The sequence below is a fragment of the Streptomyces sp. NRRL F-525 genome (genome assembly GCF_000716605.1).
GTDB lineage: Bacteria > Actinomycetota > Actinomycetes > Streptomycetales > Streptomycetaceae > Streptomyces.
Map to the genome: position 1 here is coordinate 74029 of NZ_JNXE01000006.1, position 24860 is coordinate 98888.

Sequence of the window (24860 nt, forward strand, 5' to 3'; positions counted from 1 at the left end):
TCGGGGTACTTCGGGGGACCGGGGCGGCTCAACTGGCCTGGCCCCGGGGCTACTTGACGGCGCCGCTCGTGATGCCGGAGACGATGCGGCGCTGCGCTATGACGAAGACGAGGACCATGGGGAGGCTCATCATCACGACGTAGGCGAAGATCAGGTGCCAGTTGTTGAGGTACAGCTGGGCGTTGGCGACCTGGTAGAGGTTGAGCGGCAGGGTGGCCTTGTCGCCGCCGCCGAGGACGAAGAAGGCGTAGAAGATGTCGCTCCAGGCGTAGAGCATCACCATGATCGTGGCGGTGGCGATGACCGGGCGCAGGAGCGGCAGGATGATGCGGAAGAAGACGCGGACCGGACCGGCGCCGTCCATGCGGGCGGCCTCCTCCAGCTCCTCGGGGAGGGCGCGGATGAACCCGGTCATGAAGAAGATCGAGGTGGACAGGTACATCCCGGCGTAGACACCGATCATGCCGGGACGGGTGCCGGCCAGGCCGAGTTGGCGCAGTTCCATGACGATGGTGATCACGGCGGGCGGCAGCAGGAGTCCGCTGATGCTCAGCGCGTACAGGGTGTTGACCAGGCGGCCCTTGCGGCGGGCGAACACCCAGGCGGCGCCCGCGCCGAGGAGGAGAACGAGGACGACGGACGGGGCGACGACCAGGAGGCTGTTGACGAAGCCCTGGACGATCTTGCCCTCGTCGAAGCTCTGCTTGTAGTTCGCGGCGGCCTGGACGTGGTGCGGCAGCGAGAGGTTGGGCTTGATCGCCTCGGCCTGCGGTTTGAACGAGGTGACCGCGACCAGCCAGAGCGGGATGCCGATGGTGACGCCGGCGACGATCAGGACGACGAGCGGCTGGACCCAGCGCAGCGGGCGCCGGTGCGCGGGGGCGAACGCGGTAGCGGTGGTCACTGGTTGTTCTCCCTGCGGCGCAGGCCGACGATGACGGGCACGGCGAGGACGACGACGATGAGGAAGAGCACCAGGCTCATCGCGGACGCCTGCGCGTACAGGCCCTGGCCGAAGATGCGGAACATGTAGATGTTGAAGACCTCGGTCTCGCTGCCGGGACCGCCTCCGGTGGTCGCCTGCACGATGTCGAAGGTGTTCATGGAGCCGATCAGCGCGGTCGTCACATTGAACGTGACGGCGGGCGCGAGCAGCGGGAACCGCACCGACCAGAAGGTGCGCCACCAGCCGGCCCCGTCGATCCGGGCCGCCTCCAGCACATCGCCCGGCATGCTCTTCAGCCCCGCCAGGTAGATCAGCATGGCCAGGCCCATCCACTTCCAGCCGTGGATGAGGGTCACCACGACCAGCGTCCAGGTGGTCGAGCCGAGCCAGGGGGTGTCGACATGGTGACCCGCGAGCGAGGACAGCACGCTGTTGAGCGCGCCGTCCTGGGCGAGCAGGGCGCGGAAGATGTAGCCGACGGCGAGCGCGGAGATCAGGACCGGGAGGAAGAACACCGCGCGGAAGAAGCGGTTGAAGCGGGTGTCGCGCTCCAGCAGCAGGGCGAGGGCGAGCCCGAAGCCGTTCTGGAAGACGGCCACGAGGACCGCGTACTCCAGGGTGATGCGGATGTCACGGGCCATCGACCCGTCGTGCAGGATGGTGCTGAAGTTCGACAGTCCCACGAAGCCGATCTGCGAGTGGAACGCCGACCAGTCGGTGAACGGGTAGACGAAGTTCAGCAGGTTCGGCAGCAGGAAGAACACGCCGAACACGGCGAGCGCGGGCAGCGCGAACCACCACGGCTGGTTGGCCTTGCTTCGGAGCCGGTTGCGCCGGGACGGCCGGACCTGGGCCTCGTCCTGTTCCCGGCTCTTCGCGCGCGGGGCGTCGAGAGCGTCCATCGTGGCGGTGTCCACCACTTTCTTACCTCCGGTACGGGCCCCGGGCACACCGCCGACGGGCGGCCCGGGGGGAAGGGCTGGCTCAGTGGCGCCGGTCAGAAACCGGTGACGCCGCGCGCCTTGAGGACCTGCTTGAACTGGTCCTCGGCGGCCTGGGCGACCTGGAGCGGGGTCTTCTTGCCGTAGATCATGTCGGCGAGCGCGAGGTGCATGTCCGGGGCGGTGAGCGCCTTGACCTGGAAGACACCGGAGGCGCTGGACAGGGCCTTGGCCTGGGCGATCGCGGTCTGCGGCAGGCCGTCGGGGTTGGCCACCGAAGGCTCCACGGACACCAGCTTGTTGGCCTTGATGTAGGCCGGGTAGTCCGGGCCGAGCCAGAAGGACATGAACTGCCGGGCCGCGTTCTGCCGCTTGGTGTCACCGGTGTTGAAGGCGACGACGCCGTTCGTCTGGTCCGGCGAGTACTCCGCCTTCGCCGAGCTGTTGGCGATGGGGAACCAGCCGAGCTTCTTGTCGATGTCCGCCGTGCTGGCGGTGGCCTGGATCTCCGACTGGAGCGCGGTGACGTTGACGGCCATCGCGGCGCTGCCGTCCATGATCGCCTTGCCCTGGTCGACGAACGTCGCCGTCTTGTAGTTCTTCTGCGCCAGACCGCCGTCGAGGACCTTCGTCTTGTACTTGGTGATCGCGTCGACGATGGTCTTGTTGGTCCAACTGTCCTTGTTCTTGTTGAGGTTGTCCCAGAAGGACTGCGGCAGATCCGTCATCTGGGCCTGCACCTGCCACTGCAGCGGCCACTTGTCGCCGCCGACCTCGAAGAACGGGGCGACGCCCGAGACCTTCGACTTGATCTTCGCGGCGTCGGCGAGCAGCTCGTCGTAGCTGGTCGGCATGGTGGTGATGCCGGCCTTCGCGAAGACGTCCTTGTTGTAGTAGACGCCGAGCACGGCCGGGCTGGTGACGATGGCCGCGTAGCGGTGGCCGTCGACCTGGCCGAGGGTCTTCTCCGTGGTGCCGAGCTTGGAGACCCAGTCCTCGTTGTCGAGCTGGAGCAGGTTCTTGGCCGGCTGCACGAACGGCAGGGTGCTGCCCGTGGGCTGCCAGAACATCAGGTCCGGCTTGACGCCCGAGGCCAGCTTCGTCGGCACGTTCGACTCGTACGGGTCCGGTATGACCTCGGTGTTGATCTTGGCGCCGGTGGCCTTCTCGAACGCCTCGATGGCCTGCTTGGGCTCCGAGACGCTGTTCTGGGCGACCCACATGGTGAGGCTGACGCCCTTGAGGGAGGCGGTCGGGTTGACCGAGCCCTCGGGCGCGGCGGTCGTGGCGCCACCGGTGCTGTCACTGCACGCGGTCGCGGTCAGCCCGAGGACACAGGCGGTGGCAAGGACGGAGACGGCTCTTCTCATGGCGGATCCTTGTTCGTACGCGGAAGGGAGGCGGGGCGGTACTGCGGAGGTGCGATGCCTGTGGGGAGGGCGGCTGACGGGTAAGGCGGGCGCGGGCAGGGCGGGCGTAACGGATACGGCGAGGTCGGACGTCCGGCCCGGTTCACGCGTCCCGCGGCCCCGAGCTCTCCCGGAGGATGAGGGTGGGTTCGGCCGGTACCGGCGCCAATTCCTGCTGATCGGCGTCGAGTTGGGCGCGCAGCAGTCCGAACGCGGCGCGGCCGAGACCGTGGAAGTCCATGCGGACGGTGGTGAGGGACGGGGTGACGAAGGCGGAGTGCGGGGCGTCGTCGAAGCCGATGACGCTGATGTCCTCCGGGACCCGTCGGCCCGCGTGGTGCAGGGCGCGCAGCACGCCGAGTGCCAGGTCGTCGTTGCCGCACAGGATCGCGGTGACGTCCTTGTCCCGGGCGAGCTTCTTCCCGGCCTCGTAACCGGCCTGGGCGTCCCAGCCCTTGCCGGACGGCGGGGGCGGGGTGACGCCGGCCGCTTCCAGTGCCTGGCGCCAGCCCTCGGCGCGGGGGCCCGCCAGGCGCCGGGTTCCGGTCGAGGCGGGAATCGCTACGTAGTGCACGTTCGCGTGCCCGAGCGACAGCAGGTGCTCGGTGGCGGCACGGGCCGCCTCGCGGTCGTCGGCCCACACCGCCGGACGGCCGGGTGTCCGGCCCGGCGGCGGCGCCTCCACCAGCGCCGCGCACGGCACATGTGCCGGTACGCGGTCCAGGGCGGCGGCGCCGATCCGGTCGTAGCCGATGACCACCAGGCCGCCACCGGTGTCGGCGGCCGAGGCGATCGTCCGGTCCAGGTCGTCCTCCGGGGTCACCACCCGCACACCGAGCGCGTATCCGGCGGCGCGGGACGCCTCCTCCAGGCCCTGCAGGGTGGCCGCGTAGCCGTAGAGGACGGTGTTCGAGGTGATGACCGTGACCGATCGGGTGACGCCGCTGGCGAGGGCGAACGCGGTGGCGTTGCGCCGGAAGCCGAGGGCCTGGATGGCCGCGTCGACGCGCTTGCGGGTCTCCTCCTTGACGTTCGGGTGGCCGTTGATGACCCGCGAGACCGTCTGGTAGGAGACGCCTGCGGCAGCCGCGACGTCGCGGATACTGGCGGCTTTCTGCGGTCCCTGAGGGGGGTCGCCGTGGCCGCCGGAGCTTGTGTGACCGGTCACATCCATGCGAGGATTGTGAGCGGTCACAACGTGGGCGTCAAGAGACCGTAACTGGGGATTTACCTTTCGAACACACCGGCCGGAGCGGCGAGTTCCCGCCGACCGGGCGAGAAGCACCAGCTCAGCGTCCATACGAGAGCCGCAGTACCGAACCGTCCCAGAAGGGGAAATTGCGTTGACCGGTGTCGTCGAAACAGCCGAGAGGTCCCGTATCTGGTCGCACCCGGAGCTCGGGTTGCACGCCGTCCTGGACGCCAACGGGTCGGTGAGACTGGGGAGTTCCGGCCAGGACTGGGACCGCCTCGTCCCCCTTGTCGAGGTCACCGCGACCGGTCACGGGCGTTTGTGGTCGGGGGAACGTTTTATCGAGACGGCCATCGGCGAGCGCCTGGCCTACCGCGACCACGAGACGCGGACACTGCGGGACGGCGGCCTGGAGCGTACGACGATCCGGCTCGCGGACCCGGTGACCGGCCTGGCCGCCGAGGTCACCCTGGAGGCGAACCCAGGCGCGTCCTTCCTGCGCTCGCGGGTACGGCTGGCCAACGAGGGTGTGGAACCGCTCCGGTTGGAGAGCGTGACGACCCTGACCCTCGGCGGGATCACCTCCTCCCGCTCCGAAGACGGCCTCGACGGACTGACGTTGCACTGGGCGGACAACGACTGGCTCGCCGAATGCCGTTGGCGCCGGGCCGAACTCCGCGACGAGGTCGTGCCGTTGAGCCGGTTCGCACACGGGCGTGAGGGACGCGGCTGCTTCGAGCGCTATTCGCAGGGGAGTTGGTCCACCGGACGGCACCTCCCGGTCGCCGCCCTCACCGACCCGGAGGGCAATGCCTGGCTGTGGCAGATCGAGTCCAGCGCGGGCTGGCGCTACGAGACCGGCGAACGCGAGGGCGCGGCCTACCTCGCCCTGTTCGGCCCCGACGACGCCCACCACCAGTGGCACCAACTCCTCGCTCCTGGTGAGGAGTTCACCACCGTCCCCGCCGTCCTCGTCCGCGCGGAGACCGGCGGCCTGGACGCTGCCTTCGGCACCCTCACGGACTACCGCCGGGGCATCCGCCGCGACCACCCCGACCACCACACCCTCCCGGTGATCTTCAACGACTACATGAACACCCTGAACGGCGACCCCACCACCGAACGGCTCCTGCCGCTCGTGGAGTCGGCGGCGGACGCGGGCGCCGAGGTCTTCGTCATCGACGCGGGCTGGTACGACGACGACGCCCAGGGCTGGTGGGACTCCGTCGGCGCGTGGGAGCCCGCGCCCAACCGTTTCCCGGGCGGCATACAGGAAGTCCTCGACGCCATCACCAAGCGCGGGATGACCCCGGGCCTCTGGCTCGAACCCGAAGTCGTGGGCGTGCGCAGCCCGTTGGCCCGGACCCTGCCCCCCGAGGCGTTCTTCCGGCGCGGCGGTCTGCGCGTCACGGAACACGGACGGCACCACCTCGACCTGCGCCACCCGGCCGCCCGCGCGCATCTCGACGAGGTCGTGGACCGGCTGGTGGGGGAGTGGGGCGTCGGCTATCTGAAGCTCGACTACAACATCAACATCGGCCCCGGCACGGAGAACGGGACCGAGAGCCCGGGCGCCGGACTGCTCGGGCACCACCGCGCCCACCTCGACTGGATGGCCGGACTCCTCGACCGTCATCCCGAACTCGTCCTGGAGAACTGCGGATCGGGCGGTCTGCGCATGGACTACGCCCAACTGGCCGTCGCCCAGCTCCAGTCCACCAGCGACCAGCAGGACCCGCTGCGCTATCCGCCCATCACCGCGGCGGCCGCCACCGCCGCCACACCCGAACAGGCCGCGGTGTGGGCGTACCCCCAGCCGGACCAGACGCTCGACGAGATCGCCTTCACCCTCACCGGTCCGCTGCTCAGCCGTATCCACCTCTCCGGCTTCATCAACCTCATGAACGACGAGCAGTTCGACCTCGTCCGCTCGGCCGTCTCCACCTACAAGGAGGTCCGGGAGGAGATCGGCACGGGACATCCGTTCTGGCCGCTGGGGCTTCCCGGGTGGGAGGACGGGTGGATCGCGCACGGGCTGCGCGGGGCGGACTCGACGTACGTGATGGTCTGGCGGCGGCAGTCGGACGACACCGGCCGCACGCTCACGGTCCCGCATCTGCGCGGTGCCGCTGTCCGTGCGACCGTGCTGTATCCGGGGACCTCGGACGCGGGCGCCGAATGGGACGCGGCCGAGGGGCAGTTGGCGGTGTCGCTGCCTCGTGCGAACACCGCTGTGCTCGTCCGGCTGAGCGCCGGCTGAGTCGTACGGCCGGTGGAGTCCTCCCGTCCGGTGGGCCGGGGGACTCCAGCGCCGTCGGTGCACGGCTGATCCACTGGTGATCGCCATGCGACAGATTTCGTGCACATTCCGTCAGGAAAGCGCCTTCAGGTGGCAATGCCGGGCTGTGGATGCTTCATCCACGTACCGCCCCTAGAGTTCTTGAAGTCCACTTTCGGAGGCGGGACCGATTGTGCAGGTATCCGTGACAAGGCAGAACATCGGCCGACCCGTCAGGGCGTCGAGTTTCGTCGGCCGGCGTCAGGAGACCGCCGAGGTCAAGCGTCTGGTGGCCGCCCACCGGCTGGTGAGCCTGACCGGGACGGGCGGTGTCGGCAAGACCCGGCTGGTGCTGCACGCCGTGCCCCGGCTGGAGCGGGCCTTCGCCGACGGGGTGCACATCGTGCAGCTGGCCGGTGTGCGGGACGCCTCGCTCGTGCCGCTCGCCCTGATCGAGGCGCTCAACATCCGTGACGTGTCGGGCCGTTCACCGGTGCGGGTCCTCGTCGACCATCTTCAGGACCGGGAGTCGCTGCTCGTCCTGGACAACTGCGAACACCTGGCGGATGCGTGCTCGCGGCTCGTCGAAACGCTCCTCGCGGAGACCGCGGCGGTGCGGGTGCTGGCCACCAGCAGACATCCGCTGGACGTGACCGCCCAACACGTCCTGGAAGTACAGCCGTTGGCGACTCCCACGCCGGGCGAGCCGCTGCCTCCCAGGCCCGCGCTGGAGTACCCGGCGCTGGCCCTCTTCGCCGACCGGGCCGCCGCCGTCCTGCCCGGGTTCGCCCTCACCACGGCCAACCAGGACGCGGTGGCCGCCCTGTGCCGTCGGCTGGACGGGCTGCCGCTCGCGATCGAGCTGGCGGCGGTACGGATGCGCGCCCTCGGAGTGCAGCAATTGCTCGAACGCCTCGACCGCCGTTACCGGTTGCTGGCCGACAGCACGGGCGGTGACGAGACTCTGGCGCGCCACCGCACCCTGCGCGCGGCCGTCGACTGGAGCCACGACCTGTGCACCCGGGAGGAGCAGACGGTGTGGGCGCGCGCCTCGGCCTTCGCCGGGAGCTTCGACCTGGGCGCGGCCGAGGAGGTCTGTGCCGGGCCCGGTCTCGACCGCGACGAACTGGTGGACGCCGTGGCCGGGCTGGTCGACAAGTCGCTGCTGGTCCGGGACGGCGACGCCGTCCATGCCCGGTACCGGATGCTGGAGTCGATCCGGCAGTACGGCCTCGACCGGCTCCGCGAGGACGGGGCGGGCGCGGAGGAGGCGGCCCGGCGCCGGGTGCGGGACTGGTGCCTGGATTTCGTCGAGGAGTGTGAGGAGCGCTGGTTCGGCCCCGACCAGCCGGAGTTGGTACGGCGGCTGCACGCGGAGTCGGACCTGATCCGCTCGGCGTTCGAGTTCTGCCTGAACACACCGGGGGAGCTGCGGGCCGGGTTGAAGCTGGCCGGGCACCTGTGGTTCTTCTGGTTCGCGACCGGCGCCCTGGTCGAGGGCAGGTACTGGCTGGAGCGCCTGCTCGCCGCCGCCCCCGAGCCGAGCGTCGCACGGGCCCGCGCCCTGTGGGCCCTCGCCCTGATGCTGCTCAGCCAGGGCAACGCCGGCCGGGCCGCACCCCTCGTCGAGGAGGCCCGCGAACTCGCCCTGCGGCTGGGCGACGAGGCCGAGGTGGCACACACCTTCTTCGGCCGTGGCGGTGCCCTCCTGATCAGCGGCGACTACACGCGGGCACGGGCCGTGTACGAGGAGGCGCTCGCGCTCCCGCCGCGCGAGGGCGAGTCGATGAGCCTCGTCGGCTTCAAGTACGTGGAACTGGCCCATGTCCTCGCGATCCAGGGCGAGTTCGACCGTGCCATGGCCCTGTGCGAGGAGTTCCGGCAGGTCTGCCGCACCTACGGCGAACAGTGGATCCACTCCTACCTCCTGCGCATCCTGGCCTTCGCCGAGTGGGCCAAGGGCGACCAGGTCGTGGCCAGGGTGCACGCCCGGGAGTGCCTGCGGCTCAAGCGGGCGGTCGGTGACGTGTTCGGCATCGGCATGACGCTGGAACTGCTCGCCGCCGTCAACGCCCGTGAGGGCGAGGGGCGTTCCGCCGCCGTGCTGCTGGGCGCCGCCAAACGGATCTGGCAGGACGCCCACGTCGCACTGGACCGCACCCCGTCCCACGGCCCGGTGCGCACCGAGGCCGAGGACGGCGCCCGCGCACTGCTGGGCGACGGCTTCAAGTGCGCCTACCGCGAGGGCCTCGACCTCACCTCGGACCACGCGGTGGCCTACGCGCTGGGCGAGCGGGAGTCCGCGCCCCGGCCGGTGCTCGACAGCCCGCTCACCCGCCGCGAGACGGAGGTCGCCGAACTGATCGCCGAAGGGCTGACCAACCAGCAGATCGCCGACCGGCTGGTCGTCGCGCTGCGCACGGCGGAGGGCCATGTGGAGCGCATCCTCAGCAAGTTGGGCTTCACCTCGCGCAGCCAGGTCGCCGTCTGGGCCCAGTCGCGCCGGGCCACCCGCCCCTGATGCCGTAGGGCTGGGACGGCGTACCGCCGGGACCACGAACTGCAGAGATCACGTACGGCCGCGAACCGAACGAGAAGGAAGGCAGACCGATGGCACACGGAGAACCCACGACACCCACCACGCCCAACACACCTGTCCCACCCGTCCCGCCCGTGAAGCACCACGCCGGCATCCACTCGTCCGACGAGGAGTTCCTGGCGGTGGTGGTGCCGTTCCTCAGGGACGGCATCGTCGCCGAGGACGAACCGGACCCGGTGGTCATCACCACCCCGCGCAAACTCGACCTGCTACGGGACACGCTCGGCCCGGACGCCCGCCAGGTCGACTTCCGCGACTCGGCCCGCTGGTACCGCGGCAGCCCCGCCAACAGCATGGCCACCGCCCTCGACTACTACGTCACGCACGCGAGCCCCGAGGGCCTGCTCCACATGACGGGCGAGCCGGTCTGGGACGGCCGTACGCCGCGCCAGATCCCCGAGTGGAAGCGGTACGAGGCCCTCGCCACCGAGCTCTTCACCGGCGCCCCGCCCGACCTGATGTGCCTGTACGACACCCGGACCGCACCGCCGGACGTCGTCGACGCCGCCCGACACACCCACCCGACGGAACTCAACCGGCAAGGCGTCCAGCCCAGTTCGCTCTTCACGGAACCCGCCGTCTACGCGATGCAGGGCCTCGGGCCGCTGCCCGCACCGCCCGGGGACGCGGTCGGCGTCGGCCTCGACGGGGACCTGACCGCCGGTCACCGGTTCGCGGCGGAGCAGGCGCGGGCGCGCGGCATGGCACCCGACGAGGCGGCCCGCTTCGGGCAGGCCGTGTCCGGCGCCACGCGGTATGCCGCCTCCCAGGGCTGCGACCGCGCAGACCTGCGGCTGTGGTCGACCCGGCAGCGCGTCATCTGCGAACTGCGCGCCCAGCGCGGCCGTATCACCGACCCGTTCCTAGGCTTCCGGCCGCCAGGTGCCGAGGTACGGCCGGAGGACGGGCTCTGGCACACCCGCCAGGTCTGCGAGTTCGTGGACATGAGGTCCGGCGACGGGGCGAAGGAGGGGTGGACCATCCGTATGGAGACGGCTCTCGTATCGGCAGGTTGACGAACCGGCCCGCGGATTCGGGTAGTTCCCCCCGCGCCTCGAAGGGCAGGGCGGACGCATGGTGGACAGGAGGCCGGGTCTGTTGGCGGACCCGGCCTCGCACCGCACGAGCCGAACGCCCCAGGGGCCGAAGGGAAACGACCATGCCGAACGACCGTCCACGCGGCCTGCCGACCGTGGGCGACGGCTGCACCACGATCCTGGGCCCGGGAAAGTCCTCGGTCCGCCAGGCCAGGGAACTCGTCCGCAAACGGCTCGCCGAGTACGGCCTCCAGAGCCTGGTGGACATCGCCGAACTGCTGGTCAGCGAACTCGCCACCAACGCCGTCGTGCACGCGGGCGGCCGCTACCGGCTCACCCTGTCCCTCGGCGTCGGCATCCTGCGCTGCGAGGTCGCGGACGAGCGGCGACACCTTCCCCGGCCGCCGCACCGGCGGGTCGAGCGTGACGACGGCCTCGACGTGGACCCCGACAGCGAGAACGGCCGCGGGCTGTTCCTGGTCGACGCGCTCGCCCACCGGTGGGGCAGCCGGCTCGTGGAGGAGGGCAAGGAAGTGTGGTTCGAGCTGGAGATTGACGCGTCGGACAGCACGGGTGACGACGCGGCGAGGACAGATGTGCACCTTCCGGCACCGGCCGGGCCACGGGCTCAAGTAGCGCACGGCTGCGCCGAGTTGGATCACGAGCGGGCGGACCACCACTACAGCCCTGACGGCGACCGCACCGAGGACCTCGGACTGCTCGGCCGGCACCGCCCACGGCGTCCGGTGCCGGGCACGGTGTCCCGGGCGGCCCATGGTCCGGCACCGGCCGCCGTTTCCGCTTGAGCACGCCTATCGCTTTGAGCACGCCTACCGGTTCGAGCACGCCTACCGCTGAGCGCGGCTACGGGCGGGTCCGCTCACGCGGTGGTTCCGTGCTGGGCCCGGCCGGATCCGCCTCGTCGGCTGTCAGCCGCGTCGGCAGCCACCAGGCCGCCGCGCACACGCACACCCCGAGCCAGCCGACGGCGAACAGCCAGCCACCGACCACATCCGTGAACCAGTGCACGCCCAGATACACCCGGGTCAGCCCGACCAACGCACCCCAGCAGCCGACGGCCAGGCAGAGCGGGGTTCTGCCGTGCGGGGCGCGCACGGATATCGCGAGGATCAACAGACCGGCGGTGAGCGCCGCCGTGGTGGTGTGGCCGGAGGGGAAGGACCAACCCGAGGCGTGCGTGGCCCAGTTGCCCAGCGCCGGGCGGGGCCGCGAGACCAGTTCCATCACGCCGTAGCGCAGGCCCTGGCCGGTGGCGAGGCAGGCCGGGGCCAGGGTCGCGGCGAGGAGGCGCTGGCGGGCGGTGCGGCCGGTGAGGAGTCCGGCGAGGATCAGGAGCGCGTACGGGATGACGCCCGTGCCGGTCGCGGTCAGACCGCGGGCGACCGCAAGCGCCACGTCCGGGCGGTGCGCGACGGACCAGGACACCGCGTCCTCGTCCCCGAAGAGCGGGGCGCCCTCGTGCCCGAGCACCACCATGGTCAGCACGCCGAACGCGGTCCAGGCGCCGAGGCCCGCGCTGCCCGCCAGCTCGGAGACGTCCTTGCGGTTCATGACACCAGCAGCGGTCGCAGCCGGGTGGCCGTGATCCGCCGGGTCAGGGGGCCGGGGTGGCGCTTCAGCAGGACCATCGCACCGAGCGCCAGGAGCGCGCCGACCGCCACGCCCGCCACGACGTCGTGCGGATAGTGGACGCCGACCCAGACCCGGGAGCCCGCCATCGCGAGCGCGGCCACGGCGGCGACCGCACCGAGGCGGCGGGAGACGAAGAACAGGGCGACCGCTGCCGCCGCGGCGATGGTCGCGTGGTTGCTGGGGAAGGACCAGTCGCCCCGCATCGGACACGCCTCCAGTGTGACCACCCGGAGGGTCTGACAGGGCCGGCTCTCCCGCACCGCCGACTTGAGCAGCGAGTCGATGCCGTACGCGGCGACCACGACCACCGGCACGGCCAGCGCCGTCACCGCCGCCTCGGCACCGACCCGGCGCGCCCGCCACCAGCCCACGACCATCAGCACGGCGAACACCACGAGCCCGTACGTCGACCACGCCGAGACCGCGCCGTCCAGCCAACCGGGCGCGTGCTGGGCGGAGTTGACCACATCCGTGTAGGCCTCGCCGTCGATCGACGATCCCTGGAAGGCGACGAGGATCATCCGCGCACCTCCCCGGCCTTCGCCGCCCGAGACGCCTTGCGGGAGCGGTACACCTCGGCGACGAGAGGCAGCAGCGACACGACCACGATCAGGGCGACCATCGGCAGGAGGTACTTGTCGACGTTCGGGATCGAGGAACCCAGGGCATACCCGGCGAGCGTCAGCCCCAGGCTCCACACCAGACCACCGGCCACCTGCCACACGGTGAACGTCCGCACGGGCACCCCGAGCGCGCCCGCCACGGGATTCAGCACCGTCCGTACTACGGGCACGAAGCGCGCCAGAACCACCGCCTTCGCGTAGCCGTACCGCTCCAGCAACTCCTCGGCCCGCCGGGCGCCTTCGTGCAGGCGGGCCGAGCGGCTGCGGGCGAGCAGCGCGCCGCCCGCCTTCCGCCCGAGCAGATACCCGCACTGTGCCCCGGCGAGCGCGCCCACCGCCGCCGCGACCAGCAGGGGCGGCAACGACAGCTTCACGGCTCTGTCGGCGCCGCCGGAGCACAGCAGCCCCGCCGTGAACAGCAGGGAGTCGCCGGGCAGGAAGAACCCGATCAGCAGCCCCGTCTCGGCGAACATCACCACGCCGACACCCAGCACACCGAAGGCGGCCAGCAGTGACCTGGCGTCCAGCACGTTCACCGCGAGCTGGGAGGCCAGGTCGAGGGGTGTGGTCATCGGCGCGCGCCCTTCCGCAGGTATGACTACAAACGTCTCTGACTACAAATCTGTAGACGGTCTACTCAACTGTAGACGATTGCAGAGGGCGAGGAGTTCCGCACTTTTGCCCGGACGTTGCCGATTCATGACTGATCGACTACACGCATGTAGTCATGATGGTCCGCGAAGTAAGGCATGCCTGCACTAACCCAGGAGGGGTCGCACCCAATGTGGGACGACGCGTTTCCGAGCTTTCTGATCGGGCTGCGGGAGGGGCTGGAGGCGGGACTCATCGTCTCGATCCTGGTCGCCACCCTCGTCCGCGCCGACGCCAAGTCCCGGCTGCCGCAGGTGTGGACGGGCGTCCTGGCCGCGATCGCCCTCGCGCTGAGCTTCGGCGCCGTCCTCACCTTCACCGCGGCGAACCTCTCCGCCACGGCCCAGGAGGCCTTCGGCGGTGTCCTCAGCGTGATCGCCGTCGCGTTCGTCACCGCGATGGTGTTCTGGATGCGCCGCTCGGCCCGCACCTTCTCCGGCGAGATCAAGGAGAAGGTGACCGGCGCGCTCGGCATGGGCGCGGGCGTGCTGATGCTCACCTCGTTCCTCGCGGTGGGCCGCGAGGGCCTGGAGACGGCCCTGTTCCTGTGGACCACGGCCCGCGCGGCCGGCGAGTCCGCGGGCCCCCTGACCGGCGCCGCTATCGGGCTGGTCCTCGCGGCGGCCCTGTGCTGGGGCCTGTACCGCCGGGTCCTCCGGATCAACCTGACGAAGTTCTTCACCGCCACCGGCGTCGTCCTCATCGTCATCGCGGCCGGTGTCCTCGGCTACGGCCTGCGCGACCTCCAGGAGGGCGGCGTCCTCCCCGGCCTGACCTCCTACGCCTTCGACCTGAGCGGCAGTGTCGACGCGGGCTCCTGGTACAGCACCCTCATCCAGGGCGTGTTCAACCTGATGCCCACGATGACCTGGCTGCAAGTGGTGGGCTACGTCGGCTACTTGGCGGTGGTGATGCCGCTGTTCGTGCGAGGTGTGAAGACGAAGGCGCCCGAACCCGCGCCCACGCCCGCCGAGTTGAGCGAGCCCGCCCCGTCGCCGCGCCGCCGGCCCGTCTGGGTCGTCCCGGTCGCCGTGGTGGCCGTACCGGCGGTCGTGGCCGGTCTCGTCGTCGCCATCTCCCGCCCCAAGCCCGCGAGTTCGCAGACGGTGGCCGTCTCCGAGACGGAGTGCGGCAAGGGCTTCACCGCGCCCGACACCGGCCGCCAGACCTTCCAGATGCACAACACCGGCGACAAGACCGCCGAGGTGTACCTGATCGACCCCGCCACGAACGCGGTCTACGGCGAGGTCGAGGGCCTCGCTCCCGGCACCACCCGGGACCTGGTCGCCACCGTCGCGGGCGGCTCGTACGCCTGGCGCTGCGTACCCACCGGCGCGAAGGCCGTCACCTCCGCCACGGTCCATGTCAGCGGTGGGGGAGGCGCGGTGAAGGCGGTCGTCCCCGTCTCCGAGAAGGACCTGGCCGCACCCCTGAAGACCTACAAGGCGTACGTCGACCAGGGCCTGGCCACGCTCGTCACCCAGACCCGGCAGCTCAGCGACGACATCGCCGGCAACCACCTCGCCAAGGCGCGCACCGACTGGCTGACCGCGCACCGCACGTACTCCTCCCTCGGCGCGGCCTACGGCACCTTCGAGGACTTCGACCAGAAGATCAACGGCAGGGCCGACGGGCTGGCCGGGGGCGTCCAGGACAAGGATTTCGCGGGCTTCCACCGCATCGAGTACGGGCTCTGGCACGGCCAGTCGGCGGGCGAGTTGAAGGTGCCCGCGCAGCAACTCGCCGCAGCGGTGGTGGGGTTGCGGAAGGCGTTCCCGACTCAGGACTTCGACCCGGGGGACCTGCCGCTGCGGGCCCACGAAATCCTGGAGAACGCCCTGCAGTTCGAGCTGACCGGTGACACCGACGAGGGCAGCGGCACCAACCTCGCGACCGTCGACAGCAACCTCGCGGGCACGCGTGAGCTGCTGACCGTACTCAAGCCGCTGCTGACCAAGGAGTCGCCGAAGCTGCTCCCCGGCGTCGACGCCGACATCGCCCGGCTGCAGAAGCTCCTCGACTCGGCGCACCGGGGCGGGAGTTGGACGCCGGTCGAGCAGTTGGACGGTACGGCGAAGGCTCGACTCGACGGTGCCACCGGGCAGTTGCTGGAGGATCTGGCGCCGGTGCCCGACCTGCTGGAGATCAGGAAGTCCGCCTGATGAGTACCGAGAACACACCTGGCTCCGAGAACGCGCGCAATGAAGGGACCCGTCCGATGCAGTCCGCCGAAACCCCTGGCTGTCCGGCTGGAGCCGGTCGTCGCTCCTTCGTGCGGACGGCGCTCGGTGCCGGGGCCGCCGGGGCGGTGCTGGCCGGCGGAGCCTTCGCGCTCGCCGAGACCGGCGGGAGTGCAGAGGCTCAGGCCGCGGACACGACCAACGCCGCCAAGGTGCCCTTCCACGGCGCCCACCAGGCCGGAATCCTCACCCCCGCCCCGGCCGCCGCGACCTTCGTCTCGCTCGACGTGATCGCCGACAACCGGGCCGAACTGACCGAGCTGCTGCGGACGATCACCGGACGGGCCCGGTTCCTCACCTCCGGCGGGACCCCCGCCGACCTCGGCGTCGGCGCGCCGCCCGCCGACAACGGCATCCTCGGACCGGACGTTCCCGCCGACGCCCTCACCGTCACCGTGGGTGTGGGCGCGTCCCTCTTCGACGACCGCTACGGGCTCGCCAAGGCCAAGCCGCGTCGGCTGACCCCGATGAAGACGTTCCCGAACGACAACCTGCGCGCCGCCGAGTGCCACGGTGACCTGTCGCTCCAGGTGTGCGGCGCCCGCCAGGACACCGTGCTGCACGCGCTGCGCGACATCGCCCGGCACACGCGCGGCGGCGTGCAGATCAAGTGGCGCGTCGACGGCTTCCAGAACACCCCGCGCCCCACCGGCACCCAGCGCAACCTGCTCGGCTTCAAGGACGGCATAGCCAACCCCGATGTGAAGTCCACCCGCGAGACCGACCGGCTGATCTGGGTCGGCGACGGCCAGGACGAACCGGCCTGGGCGAGCGGCGGCAGCTACCAGGTGATCCGGATCATCCGCATGCTCGTCGAGTTCTGGGACCGGGTCTCGCTCAGCGAACAGGAGCTGATGTTCGGCCGCCGCAAGGACACCGGCGCCCCGCTGGACGGCGCCAAGGAGACGGACATCCCGCACTACGCCAAGGACCCCAAGGGCACGGCGATCCCGCTCGACGCCCACATCCGCCTCGCCAACCCGCGCACCGCCGCCACCGACACCTCGCGCATCCTGCGCCGCGGCTACAACTACGACCGGGGCGTCGACGCCGTGGGCAACCTCGACATGGGCCTGGTCTTCTGCTGCTACCAGCAGGACGTGCGGCGGCAGTTCGAGGCGACCCAGACGAGGCTGATCGATGAGCCTCTTGTCGACTACATCTCCCCGACCGGCGGCGGCTACTTCTACGCGCTGCCGGGTGTGAAGGACGCCAAGGACTGGCTCGGCAGGGGTTTGCTGGCGACCTGACCAGGGATTTTTCCTCCCTTTGGGCAAGACCTGCCGTGGTCTTTGCCGACCGTTACTGCGAATGGGTTGCAGGTACGGGAGGATGGCACGAGGTTGCTCGCGGCAACCGCACAGCCACACCCGTACCCGGAAGAAAGACCCTCCTAGATGACGGCCGCCCCTGAATCCACGTCGACCCTCCCCGTCACGGCCGGCGCGAAGCCCTCGCTCTGGCACCGCGTCCGCACGTCGATGACGCGGCAGGAGTGGACCCGGGTCGGCGGGATGGCCGCGTTCGTGCTGGGGCTGCACGTCATCGGCTGGTTCACGCTCGTGTGGATCGTGGCGCCGGGGCACTACAGCGTCGGCGAGAAGTCCTTCGGCATCGGCATGGGCGTGACCGCGTACACGCTCGGCATGCGGCACGCGTTCGACGCGGACCACATCGCCGCGATCGACAACACGACCCGCAAGCTGATGAGCGAGGGCCAGCGACCGCTGTCGGTGGGCTTCTGGTTCTCGCTCGGCCACTCCAGCATCGTCTTCGGCCTGACCCTCCTGCTCTCCCTCGGCGTGAAGGCCCTGGCCAACCCGGTCCGCGACGACAACTCCCAACTCCACGACGTCACAGGCCTGATCGGTACGACCGTCTCGGGCACGTTCCTCTACGTCATCGCGGGCATCAACCTCGTCATCATGGCCGGCATCTGGAAGGTGTTCCGCCAGATGCGCTCCGGGCACTACGACGAGGCCGCGCTGGAGGAGCAGCTGAACAACCGCGGCTTCATGAACCGCATCCTCGGCCGCTTCATGAAGTCGATCACCAAGTCCTGGCAGATGTACCCGCTGGGCCTGCTCTTCGGCCTCGGCTTCGACACGGCGACCGAGATCGCGCTGCTGGTGCTCGCCGGTTCGGGCGCCGCGTCCGGCCTGCCCTGGTACGCGATCCTGTGCCTGCCGGTCCTGTTCGCCGCCGGTATGTCGCTGCTCGACACGATCGACGGCACGTTCATGAACTTCGCCTACGGCTGGGCCTTCTCCAAGCCGGTCCGCAAGGTCTACTACAACCTCACGATCACCGGCCTGTCCGTCGCCGTCGCCCTGATCATCGGCACGGTCGAACTCCTGGGCCTGTTCGCCGAGAAGCTCGACCTCCACGGCTTCTTCTGGGACTGGGTCGCGGGCCTAGACCTCAACGTCATCGGCTTCCTCATCGTCGGCCTGTTCTTCGCGACCTGGATCGTGGCCCTGCTGGTCTGGAAGTTCGGCCGCATCGAGGACAAGTGGACGGCGCACCTGGCCCAACCGGCGGAACAGTCCGCGGAATAACGGCTATTCAGCGGCGAGGTCCGCAAGCTGCTCGGCGGCGGTCGCATTGCCCCCGTCGGCAAGCCGCCGCAGTTCGTCCAGATCATCAAGCTCCGTGGCGGTCTCGATGAGCTGGTCGGTGGCGGTCGCGCTCCCGCCATCGGAGAGCCGCCGCAGCTCGGCCAAGTCGCCCCGCTCGGCGGCGAGTTGAACCAGCTCGTCCACGGCGTCCACGTCCCCGCCTCGGGCCCGCTCCCGCAGCGCGGCCAGCTCGGAGTCAGTCATGGCGTACGACCTCCTTGTGCGGCGACTTTCGGCTCATCCCAGTGTCACGTCCGTACCCCCAACTCCCTCCGCCATTTCACGATCTGCTTCTCCGCGTCCCCGGTGTACGACCACGGAGTCGTCGTCGCCCGGCGCCCCATCATCCCCAGGACCGTCGTCGAGATGTCCTTCGTGCCCGCGTAACAGGCCGCGTGGGCAAGGTAGTTGAGGTCGCGGAGTTCGCCGGGCGGGAAGGGGCCGTCCTCGCGGGCCGTGATCCAGCGCTGCCAGGTGCGGCGGACGTCGCTGACGGCGCCGTCGTGGGTCCAGTGCTGGCCGAGGCCCACCGCGGCCTGGTGGCCCTTCGCGGCGTCGAGGGCGTAGCGGTACTCCTCGACGCGGGCGTACTGCACCAGCACCGGAAGGGTGCAGCCGGGCGGTGCGACGCCCGCCGCGTCGCGGGCGAAGTCGTACATCAGGCCGTGGCTGCCGTGCCAGCGGGAGGAGTAGTAGTGGAGGACCTGGAGGTGGCCCTCGACGCTGTAGGGGTCGCGGCGGTGCAACTCGTCCCACCAGCGGGCGAGTTCCTGGCGCCGTACGCCTGATGGATAGAGGCGGGCCACGGAGATCAGGGAGATCCACGGGGTGGGGTCGTCCGGGTATGCCTCCGAGGCCTGGAGGCAGGCCATCACGGCGGCGTCGATGCGGTTCCGGTCGATCGGCACGCCCCGGCCCGCCGCGATGGCCATGTTGAACGCGCGGGCCGTCTCCGTCGCCGCGCGCAGCGTGAGCGCGTCGCCGCTGTGGGGCTCGGCGGCCAGCCACGACTCGACCGTCGAACTGCTCGCGCAGGCCTGCGCGAGCGTCCGGACCCGGTGGCCCCGGCCCAGCCAGTGCGCGCCGGTGTTCCGCAGTAGGTCCCGCAGGCCCTGCCAGCGGCCGATGACGATGTCCTGGCGGGCCGAACTGAGCGGAGCGTCCCCGCAGTCGGGGTCGAAGTCGGGGGTGTAGCGGTCTCGCGCCATCGGGGTGCCCCTCAGAAGTCGGTCGGGAGACCCTGATGGACCCGGGACTGTTCGGGCACGAAGTCGTCCGGGACGTAGTCCGTCTCGACGGTGCGGGTGGCGTCGAGGCGTGAGGGGCGGTAGTAGTCGCTGCCCTGCTTCCAGTACCAGAACATCGGGACCAGCCCCACGGCCAGTCCGCCGATGCCGATGGTGATCGCCGCGTTGCTCAGGTCGCCCAGCGACTCGACGAAGATCCAGAACATGAACAGGGCGCCGAGCAGCGGCCACAGTCCGCCGAAGAGGAAGTTCGCCGCCGACTTGAACAGCATCTTGCGGTAGGCGACGACGACCGCGAGGCCCGCGAGGCCGTAGTACACGGCGATCTGCAGACCGATCGCCGAGATCGCGTCGGAGAGGATCTCGCCCACTGAACCGAGCGCGTTCGAGGCGATGAACATGATCAGCGCCACCCCGCCGACCACGGTGATCGCGACCCACGGGGTGTTCCAGGTGCGGTGCACCTTGCCCAGCGCGGCCGGCATCGTACGGTCGCGGCCCATCGCGAACAGCGACCGCGTGACCTGGATGAGGGTGGTCTCCAGCGTCGCGATGGTCGACAGCATCACCGACACGATCAGCAACTTGCCGCCCCAGCCCGGCCACAGCTCGTCGCCGAGCACGGCCAGTACGTTGGCGTCGTTGTTCTCGATCTGCCGCGAGGTCAGGATGATGTTCACCGCGATGGTGAACACCTCGAAGAGCAGGAAGACGATGCCGACGCCGATCAGGCCCGCGAGTCCGGTCGTACGACGGCTGTTGCGGGTCTCCTCGCTGAGGTTGCTGGTGACGTCCCAGCCCCAGTAGTAGAACGCGGCGATGAGCGCGCCCGACGCGAAGCCGGACACCCCGTCGAAGTGGCTGAAGCCCAGCCAGGACCAGTCGAAGGCACGGGCGTTGTCCGTGTGGACGAGGGCGAACACCGCGAACAGCGCCAGGATGCTCAACTCCACACCGGACATGAGGAGTTGGGCCCGGACCGTGAGCCTGGCCCCGCCGAGCACCACGAGCAGCATGATGACGAACCACGCGGCGCCGACCACCGTCGACAACGCCGTGTTGTCCGCGAGGCCTTGGTCGAAGAGCGACAGTGTCATAGACCCGGCGGGCAGTGACCCGGCGACCATGAAGATGGTCGCGGAGACCACGAGGGCCCAGCCGCTGATGAAGCCCAGGAAGGGGTGCAGGGTGCGGCCCACCCAGGAGTAACTCGCCCCCGCGTTCACGTCGATACGGCCGAGATAGCTGAACGCCAGCGCGATACCCAGCATCGGTATCGCGCAGTAGAGGAGCGCCGCCGGGCTGGCCAGGCCGACCGCACCGACCAGGACCGCGGTGGTCGCGGCCAGCGAGTACGCCGGTGCGCTGCCCGCCACGGCCATCACCACGGTGTCGAACGTACCGAGGGCGTTGGCCTGCAGCCCTCTGCCCCTGTTGTTGCTCATGGATGCGCTGCTTTCCGTCTTGCACGACGTGGGGGGTTGCGCGAACCGGCCCCGGACCCGGAGAGGGGTGGCCTCGGGTCAGTGGCCGGTCGGAACAACAAATAGGGGGTGGTGGATACCCGTTGAACCGCTGCGTCGGCGGACGGTCACACCGTGTGTGGGTGTGATGATAGCCGTACCTCTTGACCTTTCAAGATTGACCAGCGAGTAATCTCCTGTGAACGGTCAGTCGCCGAGTCGGTCGATCTGCCGCAGTTTGTTCGTCGCGTCGAGGGCGGCGACCTTGTAAGACTCCGCGAGCGTCGGGTAGTTGAAGACCGCGTCCACGAGATAGTCGACCGTGCCGCCGCAGCCCATCACCGACTGGCCGATGTGAATGAGTTCCGTCGCGCCGGTGCCGAAGCAGTGCACGCCGAGCAGGGTGCGGTCCGTGGGGGAGACCAGCAGCTTGAGCATGCCGTGCGAGTCGCCGATGATCTGGCCGCGCGCGAGTTCGCGGTAGCGGGAGATCCCGACCTCGAACGGCACGCACTCCTCGGTGAGTTGGTCCTCGGTCTTCCCGATGAAACTGATCTCCGGGATGGTGTAGATGCCGATGGGCTGGCGGTCGTCGATCCGGTGCACGGGCTCACCGCAGGCGTGGTACGCGGCCGTACGGCCCTGTTCCATCGAGGTCGCCGCGAGAGCGGGGAAGCCGATGACGTCGCCGACGGCGTAGATGTGCGGCACCGCGGTGCGGAAGTTCTCGTCGACATCGATCCGGCCGCGCCGGTCGGCGGACAACCCGGCCTTGTCCAGGTCGAGTTCGTCGGTCAGGCCCTGCCGTCCCGCGGAGTACATCACGGCGTCGGCCGGGATCTTCTTGCCGCTCTCCAGGACGGTCAGGGTGCCGTTGGTGTGCCGCTCGACGGCGGCGACGGTCTCCCCGAAGCGGAAGGTCACGGCGAGGTCCCGCAGGTGGTACTTGAGCGACTCGATGACCTCCAGGTCACAGAAGTCGAGCATCCCGGCGCGCTTCTCCACCACGGTGATCTTGCTGCCGAGCGCCGCGAACATCGAGGCGTACTCCATGCCGATGACGCCCGCGCCGACGATGACCATGGACCGAGGGACCTTGGGCAGGTCCAGGACGTTGTCCGAGTCCATGATGGTGCGCCCGTCGAACTCGACGGTGTCCGGCCGCGCGGGACGCGTACCGGTGGCGATGATGATGTTCTCGGCCGTCAACAGCCGTTCGTGGCCGGTGATTTCGGTCAGAGCGACGGTGTGCGGGTCGACGAAGCGGCCCGTGCCGGCGAACAGGGAGACCTGGTTGCGGGACAACTGGTTGCGGATGACGTCCACTTCACGGCTGACCACGTGCTGCGTGCGCGCGGTGAGGTCGCCGACGGTGATGTCGTCCTTGAGGCGGTAGCTCTGCCCGTACAGATCGCGCTGGGTGAGACCGGTGAGATAGAGCACCGCCTCGCGCAGCGTCTTGGAGGGGATGGTCCCGGTGTGGATGGAGACCCCGCCGACCATGTCGGGGCGGTCTACGACGGCGACCCGGCGGCCCAGCTTGGCCGCGGCGATGGCGGCCTTCTGGCCACCCGGTCCTGAACCGATGACAAGCATGTCGAAGTCGGGCACCTCCGGAGTCTGTCAGCCGGGGTGCCTTCTCCGAAAGGGTGAACGGGTAACCAGGTGCCGGCGAGACGGCTAAGGAAGCAGTTTGTCCAGCGCCGCCGCCCCCTCGACCTCGATCTTCCGCCGCGCCCACTCCAGATTCTCCGGCGTCACGTCCCGGCCGGCCGCGAGTACGACGTCCTCCGGGGCCACCTCCGTACCGGTGCGGGCGTGCAGCAGGGCGTCCGGTGTGGCGCGGTCGTCGGGCTGTGCTGTCGACATGGTGCTTCCTCCCTGAGACTGGGCACGTGCCGTGGGTCCCACTCCCACGATTCCCCGCCCATCCCCAGTGTGCATCCGGAAGAGTGGCCGATCGAGAACCTGAACCTAAGCTGGAACCGGCCCCCGCGGGCCCGAACCAGGGAGGCTGCCGCGATGGTCGAGACCCCGCCCGAGCAGGACACCCCCACCGGACCCGGATATCTGCCCATCGCCGAGCACGGACTGATCGGCGATCTGCGGAGCGTGGCCCTGGTGGGGACCAACGGCACGATCGACTGGTACTGCTGCCCGTCCTTCGACGCCCCCAGCGTCTTCGCCGCGATCCTGGACGCGGAGCGGGGCGGCTCCTTCGAGCTCGCCGCCTCCGTGCCCGCGCGCACCAAGCAGTTCTACTTCCCCGACACCAACGTCCTGATCACCCGGTTCTACACCGAGGAGGGCGTCGGCGAGGTCCAGGACTTCATGCCGGTGACCGGGGAGTCGGACGCGTCCGCCCGGCACCGGCTGATCCGGCGGGTGCTGTGCGTGCGCGGCTCGGTCCCGTTCCGGACGCGGGTCGCCCCGAGGTTTGACTACGGCGCCTCTCCGCACACCGCGCGGATGGTCGGCGACGTGGCCCTCTTCGAGTCCGCCGAGAGGTCCCTCGCGCTGACCGCCACCGTCCCCCTGGAGTGCGACGACGTCGACGTGTGGGCCGACTTCAAGCTCGACGAGGGCGAGTCCGAGGTGTTCGCCCTCGACCAGGTCGACGGCGAGGTGGCCTCCCGCCCCTGCGCCCGGCAGGAGGCCGAGGACGAGTTCGTCTCGACGGTCGCCTACTGGCGGCGCTGGATCTCCCAGTCCCGCTACCGCGGCCGCTGGCGCGAGATGGTCCACCGCTCCGCCCTCACCCTCAAGCTGCTCACCTACGCCCCCACCGGCGCGATCGTCGCCGCCCCCACCACCAGCCTCCCCGAACAGCTCGGCGGCGAGCGCAACTGGGACTACCGCTACGTCTGGATCCGCGACGCCGCCTTCTGCGTCTACGCGCTCCTGCGCCTCGGCTTCACCGGCGAGGCGAAGGCGTTCATGCAGTTCGTGACCCGCTACATCAGCCCCGGCGACGGCAACCCCTCCGGCCCGCTCCAGATCATGTACGGCATCGACGGCCGCACCGAACTCACCGAACGCGAACTCCCGCACCTCGAAGGCCACCAGAAATCCGCCCCGGTCCGCGTCGGCAACGCGGCGTCCGACCAGCTCCAACTCGACATCTACGGCGCCCTGATCGACTCCATCTACCTCTACGACAAGTGGGCCGAGCCCATCTCCAGCTCCCAGTGGGACGACGTGTGCGCCCTCGTCGACTGGGTCTGCGACAACTGGGACCAGCCCGACGAGGGCGTCTGGGAGACCCGCGGCGGCCGCAAGAACTTCCTCTACTCACGCCTGATGTGCTGGGTCGCGATCGAACGCGCGATCCGCCTCGCCAACCGCCGCGGCCTGCCCGCCGACCTCCCGCACTGGTTGAAGTGCCGCGACACCATCTATCGCCGCATCATGGACCGCGGCTGGTCGGTCAAACGCCAGGCCTTCGTCCAGTACGAGGGCAGCGACGTCCTCGACGCCGCGCTGCTGATGATGCCGCTGGCGAAGTTCATCGCCCCCACCGACCCCAAGTGGCTCTCCACACTGGACGCGTTGACCGAGGAACTGGTCTCCGACTCCCTGGTCTACCGCTACAACCCCCAAGCCAGCCCCGACGGCCTGCGCGGCGACGAGGGCACGTTCTCGATCTGCTCCTTCTGGTACGTCGAGGCCATGGTCCGCGCCGGCCGCGTCGACGAGGCCCGCCTCGCCTTCGAGAAGATGCTCACCTACGCCAACCATCTCGGCCTGTACGCCGAGGAGATCGGCCGCACCGGCGAGCAACAGGGCAACTTCCCCCAGGCGTTCACCCATCTCGCCCTGATCAGCGCCGCGTTCAACCTGGACAAGGCCCTGGGCTGATCCCGTCCGTGTCGCGCAACAAACGTCACTGAGGTGTCACAGCCCTCCGTGACGCCACAACTACCGCGTCATGTCCCGTGTCGAACCCGTTGACCGCAACACATT

Annotated in this window: 20 protein-coding genes; 8 read left to right on the forward strand and 12 right to left on the reverse strand. The window is 69.9% G+C overall.

The genetic code is table 11. From position 1 onward, the window contains the following. Positions 1–49 precede the first annotated feature (49 nt). From OO69_RS11180 to OO69_RS11195, 4 genes are all read right to left on the reverse strand, one after another. Entirely contained in the window at positions 50–904 is an 855-nt protein-coding gene (locus OO69_RS11180) for a carbohydrate ABC transporter permease (RefSeq protein WP_033280361.1), read from the reverse strand. Beyond that, positions 901–1866 (reverse strand): carbohydrate ABC transporter permease, encoded by a 966-nt coding sequence (locus tag OO69_RS11185; protein ID WP_199810923.1) that lies wholly within the window; start codon positions 1864–1866, stop codon positions 901–903. Before OO69_RS11185 ends, OO69_RS11180 begins: the two co-directional genes overlap by 4 nt. Positions 1867–1943: 77 nt before the next feature. Continuing rightward, on the reverse strand, positions 1944–3257 hold the full coding sequence (locus OO69_RS11190) for an ABC transporter substrate-binding protein (protein ID WP_033280362.1): 1314 nt from the start codon (positions 3255–3257) through the stop codon (positions 1944–1946). A 142-nt stretch (positions 3258–3399) separates the two neighbouring features. Beyond that, positions 3400–4470, reverse strand: coding sequence for a LacI family DNA-binding transcriptional regulator (locus tag OO69_RS11195; RefSeq protein WP_051800918.1), 1071 nt, complete (start codon positions 4468–4470; stop codon positions 3400–3402). Positions 4471–4639: 169 nt separating this feature from the next. Between OO69_RS11195 and OO69_RS11200 the strand changes: the two genes are divergently transcribed. The 4 genes from OO69_RS11200 (at position 4640) to OO69_RS49785 (ending at position 11208) form a co-directional block, all read left to right on the forward strand. Beyond that, complete coding sequence (locus tag OO69_RS11200) at positions 4640–6748, forward strand: alpha-galactosidase (RefSeq protein ID WP_033280364.1); 2109 nt, start codon at positions 4640–4642, stop codon at positions 6746–6748. Between the two features lie 223 nt (positions 6749–6971). Continuing rightward, entirely contained in the window at positions 6972–9287 is a 2316-nt protein-coding gene (locus OO69_RS11205) for an ATP-binding protein (RefSeq protein WP_234444404.1), read from the forward strand. An 89-nt stretch (positions 9288–9376) separates the two neighbouring features. Beyond that, the gene (locus OO69_RS11210) at positions 9377–10381 is read left to right on the forward strand and encodes an MEDS domain-containing protein (RefSeq protein ID WP_051800920.1); all 1005 of its coding nucleotides are present in this window, start codon (positions 9377–9379) and stop codon (positions 10379–10381) included. 143 nt (positions 10382–10524) lie between these two features. Then, a complete protein-coding gene (locus OO69_RS49785; protein WP_063744427.1) occupies positions 10525–11208 on the forward strand; it encodes an ATP-binding protein in 684 nt (227 codons plus the stop codon). A 58-nt stretch (positions 11209–11266) separates the two neighbouring features. Here OO69_RS49785 and OO69_RS11220 read toward each other — a convergent pair whose 3' ends face one another. Genes OO69_RS11220 through OO69_RS11230 form a run of 3 tightly spaced genes read right to left on the reverse strand, consistent with a single transcriptional unit; the run spans position 11267 to position 13250 of the window. Then, positions 11267–11974 carry a phosphatase PAP2 family protein gene (locus tag OO69_RS11220; RefSeq protein ID WP_033280365.1) on the reverse strand — a complete coding sequence of 236 codons (708 nt, stop codon included), beginning with the start codon at positions 11972–11974 and terminating at the stop codon, positions 11267–11269. After that, positions 11971–12576 (reverse strand): phosphatase PAP2 family protein, encoded by a 606-nt coding sequence (locus OO69_RS11225; RefSeq protein WP_106971003.1) that lies wholly within the window; start codon positions 12574–12576, stop codon positions 11971–11973. The genes OO69_RS11220 and OO69_RS11225 overlap by 4 nt, the downstream gene beginning before the upstream one ends. Then, positions 12573–13250: a DedA family protein gene (locus tag OO69_RS11230; protein WP_033280366.1), complete on the reverse strand. Its 678-nt coding sequence runs from the start codon at positions 13248–13250 to the stop codon at positions 12573–12575. The genes OO69_RS11225 and OO69_RS11230 overlap by 4 nt, the downstream gene beginning before the upstream one ends. A 210-nt stretch (positions 13251–13460) precedes the next feature. Between OO69_RS11230 and efeU the strand changes: the two genes are divergently transcribed. The 3 genes from efeU (at position 13461) to OO69_RS11245 (ending at position 18127) form a co-directional block, all read left to right on the forward strand. Beyond that, a complete protein-coding gene (gene efeU, locus OO69_RS11235; RefSeq protein ID WP_033280367.1) occupies positions 13461–15491 on the forward strand; it encodes an iron uptake transporter permease EfeU in 2031 nt (676 codons plus the stop codon). 56 nt (positions 15492–15547) lie between these two features. Continuing rightward, positions 15548–16819 carry an iron uptake transporter deferrochelatase/peroxidase subunit gene (gene efeB, locus OO69_RS11240; protein WP_033280368.1) on the forward strand — a complete coding sequence of 424 codons (1272 nt, stop codon included), beginning with the start codon at positions 15548–15550 and terminating at the stop codon, positions 16817–16819. Positions 16820–16966: 147 nt separating this feature from the next. Then, positions 16967–18127, forward strand: coding sequence for a HoxN/HupN/NixA family nickel/cobalt transporter (locus OO69_RS11245; protein WP_199810924.1), 1161 nt, complete (start codon positions 16967–16969; stop codon positions 18125–18127). A gap of 3 nt (positions 18128–18130) precedes the next feature. Here OO69_RS11245 and OO69_RS11250 read toward each other — a convergent pair whose 3' ends face one another. From OO69_RS11250 to OO69_RS11270, 5 genes are all read right to left on the reverse strand, one after another. Next, positions 18131–18391 carry a hypothetical protein gene (locus OO69_RS11250; protein WP_033280369.1) on the reverse strand — a complete coding sequence of 87 codons (261 nt, stop codon included), beginning with the start codon at positions 18389–18391 and terminating at the stop codon, positions 18131–18133. Between the two features lie 44 nt (positions 18392–18435). Beyond that, on the reverse strand, positions 18436–19395 hold the full coding sequence (locus OO69_RS11255; RefSeq protein ID WP_033280370.1) for a hypothetical protein: 960 nt from the start codon (positions 19393–19395) through the stop codon (positions 18436–18438). A gap of 11 nt (positions 19396–19406) precedes the next feature. Continuing rightward, positions 19407–20879, reverse strand: coding sequence for an APC family permease (locus OO69_RS11260; protein WP_033280371.1), 1473 nt, complete (start codon positions 20877–20879; stop codon positions 19407–19409). Positions 20880–21104: 225 nt separating this feature from the next. Further along, positions 21105–22508 carry a Si-specific NAD(P)(+) transhydrogenase gene (gene sthA / locus OO69_RS11265; protein WP_033280372.1) on the reverse strand — a complete coding sequence of 468 codons (1404 nt, stop codon included), beginning with the start codon at positions 22506–22508 and terminating at the stop codon, positions 21105–21107. A 69-nt stretch (positions 22509–22577) separates the two neighbouring features. Next, positions 22578–22766, reverse strand: a complete 189-nt coding sequence (locus tag OO69_RS11270; RefSeq protein ID WP_033280373.1) for a hypothetical protein — start codon at positions 22764–22766, stop codon at positions 22578–22580. A 153-nt stretch (positions 22767–22919) separates the two neighbouring features. On the opposite strand from OO69_RS11270, the gene OO69_RS11275 reads away from it, so the two are divergent. After that, the gene (locus tag OO69_RS11275; protein ID WP_033280374.1) at positions 22920–24755 is read left to right on the forward strand and encodes a glycoside hydrolase family 15 protein; all 1836 of its coding nucleotides are present in this window, start codon (positions 22920–22922) and stop codon (positions 24753–24755) included. Positions 24756–24860: the final 105 nt, after the last annotated feature.